This is a genomic window from Brunnivagina elsteri CCALA 953 (assembly GCF_002289455.1).
Classification (GTDB): domain Bacteria; phylum Cyanobacteriota; class Cyanobacteriia; order Cyanobacteriales; family Nostocaceae; genus Brunnivagina; species Brunnivagina elsteri.
The window spans coordinates 1-6,341 of record NZ_NTFS01000384.1 but is presented as its reverse complement, the minus strand read 5'-3'; the positions used below and the strand labels follow the sequence as shown (position 1 = coordinate 6,341).

Annotated in this window: 5 protein-coding genes; 4 read left to right on the top strand and 1 reads right to left on the bottom strand. The window is 39.4% G+C overall.

The features are described 5' to 3' along the window. The 3 genes from CK510_RS32005 to CK510_RS24465 form a co-directional block, all read left to right on the top strand. On the top strand, positions 1–731 hold a 731-nt coding region (locus tag CK510_RS32005), incomplete at its 5' end, for an AAA family ATPase (protein ID WP_095724159.1). 51 nt (positions 732–782) lie between these two features. After that, positions 783–1,910, top strand: coding sequence for a VWA containing CoxE family protein (locus tag CK510_RS24470; protein ID WP_095724158.1), 1,128 nt, complete (start codon positions 783–785; stop codon positions 1,908–1,910). Between the two features lie 25 nt (positions 1,911–1,935). Continuing rightward, the gene (locus CK510_RS24465; protein WP_095724157.1) at positions 1,936–2,649 is read left to right on the top strand and encodes a formylglycine-generating enzyme family protein; all 714 of its coding nucleotides are present in this window, start codon (positions 1,936–1,938) and stop codon (positions 2,647–2,649) included. A 291-nt stretch (positions 2,650–2,940) separates the two neighbouring features. On the opposite strand, the gene CK510_RS24460 is transcribed toward CK510_RS24465, so the two are convergent. Next, the gene (locus CK510_RS24460; RefSeq protein WP_095724156.1) at positions 2,941–4,452 is read right to left on the bottom strand and encodes a hypothetical protein; all 1,512 of its coding nucleotides are present in this window, start codon (positions 4,450–4,452) and stop codon (positions 2,941–2,943) included. Between the two features lie 105 nt (positions 4,453–4,557). Here CK510_RS24460 and CK510_RS24455 point away from each other — a divergent pair, with 105 nt between their 5' ends. Continuing rightward, entirely contained in the window at positions 4,558–6,330 is a 1,773-nt protein-coding gene (locus tag CK510_RS24455; RefSeq protein WP_095724155.1) for a formylglycine-generating enzyme family protein, read from the top strand. Positions 6,331–6,341 lie beyond the last annotated feature (11 nt).

The following is a 6,341-nucleotide window of genomic DNA, read 5'->3' as shown; positions in this document are numbered from 1 at the left end:
CTACTAAAGCAAAAGAGGGTTTATATGAATATGATGCAATTTTGCGTTTGCATGATGTAGAAATTCAAAAGTCGTACTCAAAAGCAGAATTAAACCCACAAAATGATGGGGAACGAAACCCACGAAACCCGAAGAATTATCGGGAGTTTGGAGCTTTAGGAAAAGCATTTATAGTTGAAGATTGTCCAGCAGTAGTTTTAATTGATGAAATAGATAAAGCGGATGTCGATTTTCCAAATGATTTGTTAACGGTTTTAGATAAACCGATGCAATTTGAAATTAGAGAAACGGGGGAAGTGGGAGCTAAAGCTATTAAAGCAATCCAGGAACCAATTATAATAATTACCAGTAATAAAGAAAAAGGTAATCTCCCAGCACCATTTTTACGACGTTGCGTGTATTATTATCTCAAGTTTCCCAGTAAACCGGAAGAATTAGAGAAAATTGCGGAAATTCGCTATAAAGTTAAATTGGATGAACTAGGTGATTCTCCAAACCCTAATTTGATTCAATCTGCCGCTCAACGTTTTCTCAAAATTAGAGAGGATAAGGGATTATTTAAGTTACCTGGAACAAGTGAATTTCTAGATTGGCTGCAAGCTTTACAAAGCTTTGATGAAATTCCTTATCCAGATTCTCAACTCAGTGAGGATAGCTCCCTACCCTATCCGGAATTACTGTTTAAATTACGACAAGATTTTCAAAATTATCTGCCAGCATCCGCAAATTAATTTAGCGTCAATTAGCGTCAATTATTAATTTTCTCAACCAGCAAATTATTCATGGGTGAATTCGATATTCGCAAACTTTTAACTCGTATTTTTTACCGCTTGCGTCGGGAAAGTTTTAACTTGGGTGTCAGCGAATATCTAGCTGCTTTAGACGCAATAGAAAATACAGATTTATGGGGAAATAGTGTTGATGATTTAAAGCAAGATAATCTCAAACAAGATAATTTAAAGCAACTAATACGGTTATTGTGGTGTTCTTCCTTAGTGGAACAAAATCGCTTAGAAATGATTTGGGAATCGATTATTGCGACTGCAACACCAAAAGAAGAAACTAAGACTTCATCAATAACAGAAACAGGAATAGAAACTGAAGAGTCTTTCTCGGAAGAAGATAAACAAATACAATTAGAACAAGAAAATAAATTAGATAATAAAAGAGAAACCGTTCGACAACAACAAAAACAAGAATTTGCACCTCAACCCGTACAAGCACCTTTTACCCCTACAGAGTTAGTAGGGGATATCGAATTTCAAAATTACTGGCAGTTGTCCCGTCGCTATATGGTTTATAGTTGGCGTTATTTACGCTTTCCTGTCGCGGATGGTGCGGAAGATGTTCTAGATGTCAGCGCAACCGTAGAACAAGTTGCAAAACAAGGATTTTTCCTCAAACCAGTTTACCAACGACGGGAATCAAACCACGCTCACTTACTATTATTAATCGACCAAGAAGGTTCAATGGCTCCCTTTCATCGTTTTACTCGCGATTTGGTGGAAACTGCTAAGGATGAAGGTGGTATTCAAAGGGTAGATGTGGGATATTTTCATAATATTCCTGCCAATAGCGTCTATCAAGATTCCCATCTGACGGAACCTGTTGTTTTAGAGGATTTGCTAGCCAGTTGTGACAGTGAAACCAGAGTTTTAATAGTTAGCGATGGGGGAGCAGCAAGGGGTTATCGTCGCATGGAGCGAGTACGGGCAATAACTGATGTAATATTTGATATTAAACAGCATACTAGTTTAATCGCTTGGTTAAACCCGATGCCAAAAGAGCGTTGGTCAAATAGTTCGGCACAAATATTAAGTTACATTGTGCCCATGTACCAAATGAATCAGGAAGGATTTAGTCAGGCAATTAATACAGTTCAAGGTCAAGTTTGGCAACCAAATCGTTAAAACAAGGAATAAGAAACAGCAGTGAATTTTACTGCATTACAGGAACAACAGCGAGCGTCCCCAACATGAAGTAAACATTCCCAGCTTCTTCATGGGTAAGTATCCAGTAACTCAAGCACAGTGGAAATTTGTAGCTTCTCTTCCCCAAGTCAATTGCGAACTAAAATCTGACCCATCCTATTTTAAAGGAGAGAATCGCCCAGTTGAGCGTGTATCTTGGTTTGATGCGTTAGAATATTGCGATCGCATATCCCAGTACACTGGCAAAAATTATCGTCTCCCCAGTGAAGCGGAATGGGAATATGCTTGTCGTGCAGGTACAACCACACCGTTTCATTTTGGTGAAACAATTACATCCGAATTAGCTAACTATAACGCTGAATATACTTATGGTGCTGGAAAAAAGGAAACAAGCAGAGGAGAAACAACAGAAGTAGGTCATTTTGGAGTAGCGAATGCCTTTGGTTTATATGATATGCATGGAAATGTATGGGAATGGTGTGCAGACCAATGGCATTCAAATTATGAAGGGGCACCAATAGATGGAAGTGCATGGATAGAAGATAGTAATAATAATGATAATCTTATCCGGCTGCTGCGCGGTGGTTCGCGGTTCCACTATCCTGAGCATTGCCGTTCTGCTTATCCCGTCCTCAACAGCCCTGACTTCGATGGCAGCACTTTCAGTTTTCGGGTTGTGTGTGGTGTATTTTCGTCGAGGACTCTTCCTAGCCCTTGACACTTTTGCACTTTTGCCCTCTGCTCTTTTATTCTTTACCCTTATAAAAGTGTAGCGGAGCGATCAAATTTATTTTTCAAAAATTGAGTTTCTCAAACAAACTTGAAGTTTTTTGATTTGAATTTGACAAAACTTGATTCTCTCGTTCCCAGTCTCCGGCTGGGAACACATTGCACGAGGCTCTGCCTCGTAATTAAAATGAAGGCAGAGCCTTCAAAACTGCGTTACCAGGCAGAGCCTAGTAACGAGAATAAGGGAGGCAAGAATAAGTTATTTAATTGAAGCTAGATACTAAATCTTTCTCACCCCCGGTGACTTCCATTCCTGTAATACCTTAGTCACGCTTTCGCGGGTTGCTTCTGCACCAAAACCCCAAGCTAATAATGCAAAATAATCAGTCAATCCATTCGCCCCAAAGGTATTATTTACTGCATACAACTGAGTAAACCCCGCACCTCCTAAGAGAAAAATCGCAATTAAATAACTGAAAACATTAAAAAATCGCAAACGATAACGGGATATTTTTTCCGAACTATCAATTTCTAAAGGGTGAGTGTTGGGAACTGGTTGCAGGGGTTTTGGAATACTTGGGTTATTAATATTTCGAGAAATAACCGATATATCTTCTTGTATATTTTCTTGGTTTGTAGATGAATCTGTAGATTCTTGCTGAATATCTGTAATCAAATCATTAATTTTAGTTTTAATATTTGTCTGCCATTCTTTAAAAGAATCCGAATTACTAGGAGAAAGATTACGTAGTTCTTTTTGTAAGCTTGCTGCTTCTAATTTCCATTTTTCTTCTTTTGTTGATGCCGATGTGGGAATTTTATTGACCAATTCGTTAAATTCTTCCGATTGGGTTTTTCCTAAAAGATAATTATTAAGCTGCTTGCGAACATTTTGTAAAGACTGACTAACTTGTTGGGGATTCTCTTGGTTTGCTCTTTCTCGTTGGATTTTTTCTATTTCCCAACCTAATTCTTCTAAATAAGGTATTTTACTGCTGGGATTTTCTTCTTGAAGACGTTGACGCAAGTTAGATTCGGCACTCAACAAGTCTAACCAATCCTGTTTATCCTTGCGCCATTTATCCCAAATAGTTTGAGCTTTCGCTACCGCATCCTGTGATATTTGCCAGCGTTTGTTTTCTAAAGCTGTTTCGACTTCGATTAAATAAGCCTCAATTTTGTTTTGAAAAGCATTATCTAACTTATCATCAGCACGCATTTTGTTACGGAGACGAGCAACCTGTACTAAAACCTCATCGCGGTTTATTCCTTCTGTTCGGTAGGTGGAAACAGTTATTCCTAAACCGACACCTAATAATAGTACCAATAATGGTATTAACCAGTGGTCTTTGACTTTTACAGTGATGGGAATTGTGATTTCGCTATCTGGGGAAATAATCAGTAAAACACCGCTAAATTCGCCACTGGAAACTTGTTGAAAATCAAACTCAAGGGGAATCGAGACGGGTTGATTAGCTTGCAGTTTGTTTCCAGGTATAGTGGAATTAGACAAATTTATTTTCAGGGAATTTGCGGGAAATACCTTAGCACCATCTGTACGATTTAAATCGAGACTAACTACTTTGATATTATTAATTTCTTGGCTAGAACGTAACAATAAATTGCGCTTGACTTTAGTACAATCTAATTGCTTAAAAAAACACCGTTTTTCTGCTACGGTTAAATTTTGAGGTGTGGCAGTAATTTTGGGTTCTGCTTGCACTGGAGATACCAGCAGCAGGCTAAAAGCAGAAATTAACAGTCCTGTGATGAATGGTTGACGGTATTTCATCAATATTCCCCTTGATAATCTCGGAATTAGGATACAGAATAAAGCGAAACAAACAAAAAGAACAAGCAAAATTATAGTACTGAGGAATTAAATCCAACCCTGGTAATGAATACTACCAATTTGCTCATCCAAGAACAGGAAACAGAACGAGCCAAACAAATTTTAGGGCGATTTATCAACCGCTTTGATACATCCTATCGCCTGTTAGCTTACCATGCCGCACTTCCCCTGGTTCTAACCCCCGAACTGGTAAATTACTTGCGCGTAGAATTTCTCAGAGATGAAAATATTCCTTGGGTAGCGGAAGTTGATTTATTGTTATCCGATTTATGTCGTCAAGTAGGTTACGAACTTTACGCGATGGATACTGCCGTTCGTGCCTATTTGCTGGGGAAAATGCAAGAGGAATTGGGTATCGAACAGATGCAACTCGTTGCCAAAGGTTTAATTAGCTATGTCAAATATTTAGCTCAAAACAATCCCTATATTAGCCCCAAAGAACTACAGACGCAGCAATGGGCGGCAATGGTATATCTGGATGAACAGCGAGAAAAAGCTCTTAGTGAAATTACTCAAGCTTTTAAAGATGCTGCATCTGTAAATACTGCTATAGCGACAGGTTTAGTAAATCGTTCGGAAATGGCACGGTTAGCAAACATTACCCAAGAACTTGCCCCACAGTTAAGTGCTTATGAAATTTTGGTGGAATACGCTCGTTTGGTTAGCAGGGTATTAAATAACGCCAAAGATATCGATCGCACAGATTTACGTCATTCCTATTCGGTAGCAGGTGAAGAATTACCATCATTGGAGATGTTTTTGCCATCAGGTAGCACTCAAGAAGAGATAGGCGATATTTTTACTCAGTTGGAAGGTTTTCCACCACTGCAAAACTTTGATTTTGAAATTGCCAATATTGTCTTTGAGGATGGGGAAACTGAAGATGGGGCAGAAACACCTCCAGCTATTAATCTCCAACCCTTTCAATTTGAAGTAGCCAACATCGAAGTTAAAAAATCAGGTTTATCCCAACGCAAGACAGAATTAATAATTAATCGTCGTCCTCAACAAGCTTATGGTTTGATTGAATACTTAGAAAACCAAGGCAATGAAACCACCCTAGAGATGATGCAAATCCCTGGCGAAACTTTTACAATGGGTGCGCCAGATACTGAAGAAGGTAGTCGTGACTCGGAACGTCCACAACACGAAGTCACCGTTCCCACGTTCTTCATGGGTAAATATCCAGTAACCCAAGCGCAATGGAAATTTGTAGCCTCTCTTCCCAAAGTAAACCGCGAACTCAAATCTGACCCATCCAATTTTAAAGGAGAAAATCGCCCAGTTGAGCAAGTATCTTGGTTTGATGCAGTGGAATATTGCGATCGCATCACCCAACACACAGGTAAAAATTATCGTCTCCCCAGCGAAGCCGAATGGGAATACGCTTGTCGTGCAAGTACGACTACCCCATTTCATTTTGGCAAAACAATTACATCGGAATTAGCTAATTATGACGCTGAATATACTTATGGTGCTGGAGTAAAGGGAACAAACAGAGGAGAAACTACAGTTGTAGGTAGTTTTGGAGTAGCGAATGCCTTTGGATTATATGATATGCACGGAAATGTATGGGAATGGTGTGCAGACCAATGGCATAAGAATTATGAAGGGGCACCAACAGATGGTAGTGCGTGGATAGAAAATAGCGAGAATAATAATCAATCCCGGCTGCTGCGCGGTGGTTCGTGGGTCGACAATCCTGACTATTGTCGTTCTGCTTATCGCTACAACCTCAACCCCGCCTACGATAGCGACTTTATCGGTTTTCGTGTTGTGTGTGGTGTATTTTCGTCGAGGACTCTTCCTAGCCCTTGACACTTTTGCAC